The sequence below is a fragment of the Flavobacterium sp. LM5 genome (assembly GCF_002017945.1).
Classification (GTDB): Bacteria; Bacteroidota; Bacteroidia; order Flavobacteriales; family Flavobacteriaceae; genus Flavobacterium; species Flavobacterium succinicans.
The window spans coordinates 1-3,264 of sequence record NZ_MUFX01000044.1 but is presented as its reverse complement, the minus strand read 5'-3'; the positions used below and the strand labels follow the sequence as shown (position 1 = coordinate 3,264).

General features: G+C 37.9%; 4 protein-coding genes. 2 read left to right on the top strand and 2 right to left on the bottom strand.

Annotated elements, in window-relative coordinates; all coding sequences use genetic code 11:
* Positions 1–1,158: hypothetical protein (locus tag BXU11_RS17215; protein ID WP_078213391.1), on the top strand; the 1,158-nt coding region annotated here is incomplete at its 5' end.
* Between the two features lie 17 nt (positions 1,159–1,175).
* The gene (locus BXU11_RS17210) at positions 1,176–1,622 is read left to right on the top strand and encodes a hypothetical protein (RefSeq protein WP_189318565.1); all 447 of its coding nucleotides are present in this window, start codon (positions 1,176–1,178) and stop codon (positions 1,620–1,622) included.
* Here BXU11_RS17210 and BXU11_RS17205 read toward each other — a convergent pair.
* Positions 1,511–2,092: a hypothetical protein gene (locus tag BXU11_RS17205; RefSeq protein ID WP_139363546.1), complete on the bottom strand. Its 582-nt coding sequence runs from the start codon at positions 2,090–2,092 to the stop codon at positions 1,511–1,513. The genes BXU11_RS17210 and BXU11_RS17205 overlap by 112 nt on opposite strands.
* A gap of 17 nt (positions 2,093–2,109) precedes the next feature.
* On the bottom strand, positions 2,110–3,264 hold a 1,155-nt coding region (locus tag BXU11_RS17200), incomplete at its 5' end, for a hypothetical protein (protein WP_139363545.1).

Here is a 3,264-nt window from a genome sequence, read left to right as displayed (position 1 = left end):
ACTGACGTAAACTACAAAACGTACCAACCTAATTATTTATCTAGTATTGACGCTACCCAATTACCCGCTGCCAACAAACCGATGACAATGTTTGAGGATGATGAAGATCCTGCCAGAATGTATGACAAAAAAGACCGATGGTTTCGCGTCAACGAACCGTTACAAATTATCCAAAAGGAAAAAGATTCCATTCAAATTTCATTGTACTCGCCAGTAGCGCTTTCCGACGTAAAAATCTATGCCAAACTAGCCAACTACGACAAGCGATTTGTGTTGTTTCATTTTAGCAAAATCCCAGCTTTTCACAGATCCGTACATCAAATACCATTGGTAGTTGGCAAAAACGATTATTTATTAGAAAATGGAAAAACCGTTACTATTGACAAAATAGAAGGCTTTGCATCGAACGAAATCACGTTTACAACCGCATCAACCGATCCCTTATTTGCTAAATTTCAAAAAATTAAATCCAAACACCTAGTACAATTTCATGATGGGTACCACATCAACGAATTAGGGAAATTTCTCCCAATGAATCCTGTTTTGGCCAAAGAAGCGATCACTATGATCATCAACTATTCCTATGCGCTAAGTCACCCAATTTATTATGACACTTTTAAAAACTATGACAAATACAAACAAGAGCAAGCTACTTTAGCAGGGACTCCCGTAAACGGTGCGATTGACTGGCATGGCAATGGAGATGACACCAACGGTAATTATGACTATTACACCAAAGAAGAAATTGAAAAAATTTACTGGAACTATCTTGATTCAAGAACAGTTTACATGGCCATGGTGGGCGGTGCTGCTGCTTTAGGAGGCGGACCACTGGCCTCACATTGGGAATCCTCATACGTTAGAGGGCATTGGCTAGGCGATATGTCGGTTTGGTCTCATGAATACTCTCATCATATTGGTTTTGGACACAGTAGTAATTTGGCCAATAGCGGCGAAGGAGGTGGCCAACAAGAAATGCTGACACATTTTTACAAATACTTGATCTATTTAAATGACTTGCCTTTTATTGACCCCGAGATCCTTAAAGGGTGGACAAAAACCAAGTATTTAAACGGCACATACAACAAACCTGTTTTTAAAATCAACAACAACAATCCCTTTTTACTAAAGTACAAAGGAGAAGGAAAATGGAACTAATACAATACGATAACACAATGAAAAAATATTTTTACCTTATACTACTTCTATCTACTCTAATCAGTTGTAGCAAAGACAGTGACGAAACATACGAGCCGACCAACTATCAACACTATTTTTTAACGAACGAAGCGACCATCAACGCCAATCAAATTGTAGGCGGACCTGGAAAACTAGAAACAAGAGCCCTAACTATTGCCAACAACAAATTATACGTTTGCAATGGTGATGTTTTAGAAATTTTTGATGCTACCACATTAGCATACCTTTCTAGTGTAAAAAACTACACCAAAGGAACCACTACTATTCCGTTCACCAAACTATCTTCCGTCTCTATAGACAATGGCAGAATCTACCTTGGAAGTATTGATTCAAGAATTTTTGTTTTGGATGAAAAATCACTTTCGGGTATCAATACGATTGGAATACGGTTTAATGCTTGTGTTTTTTTCTTTAACAAATAAAACGGCCGTCTTTTGCTTTTAAACGCAAAAAACGTGTACAAAAGTGCCACCATTGACAGTATTCCAATCGTATTGATACCCGAAAGTGATTTTTCATCCAAAACAAAAATTCTTGAATCAATACTTCCAAGGTAGATTCTGCCATTGTCTATAGAGACGGAAGATAGTTTGGTGAACGGAATAGTAGTGGTTCCTTTGGTGTAGTTTTTTACACTAGAAAGGTATGCTAATGTGGTAGCATCAAAAATTTCTAAAACATCACCATTGCAAACGTATAATTTGTTGTTGGCAATAGTTAGGGCTCTTGTTTCTAGTTTTCCAGGTCCGCCTACAATTTGATTGGCGTTGATGGTCGCTTCGTTCGTTAAAAAATAGTGTTGATAGTTGGTCGGCTCGTATGTTTCGTCACTGTCTTTGCTACAACTGATTAGAGTAGATAGAAGTAGTATAAGGTAAAAATATTTTTTCATTGTGTTATCGTATTGTATTAGTTCCATTTTCCTTCTCCTTTGTACTTTAGTAAAAAGGGATTGTTGTTGTTGATTTTAAAAACAGGTTTGTTGTATGTGCCGTTTAAATACTTGGTTTTTGTCCACCCTTTAAGGATCTCGGGGTCAATAAAAGGCAAGTCATTTAAATAGATCAAGTATTTGTAAAAATGTGTCAGCATTTCTTGTTGGCCACCTCCTTCGCCGCTATTGGCCAAATTACTACTGTGTCCAAAACCAATATGATGAGAGTATTCATGAGACCAAACCGACATATCGCCTAGCCAATGCCCTCTAACGTATGAGGATTCCCAATGTGAGGCCAGTGGTCCGCCTCCTAAAGCAGCAGCACCGCCCACCATGGCCATGTAAACTGTTCTTGAATCAAGATAGTTCCAGTAAATTTTTTCAATTTCTTCTTTGGTGTAATAGTCATAATTACCGTTGGTGTCATCTCCATTGCCATGCCAGTCAATCGCACCGTTTACGGGAGTCCCTGCTAAAGTAGCTTGCTCTTGTTTGTATTTGTCATAGTTTTTAAAAGTGTCATAATAAATTGGGTGACTTAGCGCATAGGAATAGTTGATGATCATAGTGATCGCTTCTTTGGCCAAAACAGGATTCATTGGGAGAAATTTCCCTAATTCGTTGATGTGGTACCCATCATGAAATTGTACTAGGTGTTTGGATTTAATTTTTTGAAATTTAGCAAATAAGGGATCGGTTGATGCGGTTGTAAACGTGATTTCGTTCGATGCAAAGCCTTCTATTTTGTCAATAGTAACGGTTTTTCCATTTTCTAATAAATAATCGTTTTTGCCAACTACCAATGGTATTTGATGTACGGATCTGTGAAAAGCTGGGATTTTGCTAAAATGAAACAACACAAATCGCTTGTCGTAGTTGGCTAGTTTGGCATAGATTTTTACGTCGGAAAGCGCTACTGGCGAGTACAATGAAATTTGAATGGAATCTTTTTCCTTTTGGATAATTTGTAACGGTTCGTTGACGCGAAACCATCGGTCTTTTTTGTCATACATTCTGGCAGGATCTTCATCATCCTCAAACATTGTCATCGGTTTGTTGGCAGCGGGTAATTGGGTAGCGTCAATACTAGATAAATAATTAGGTTGGTACGTTTTGTAGTTTACGTC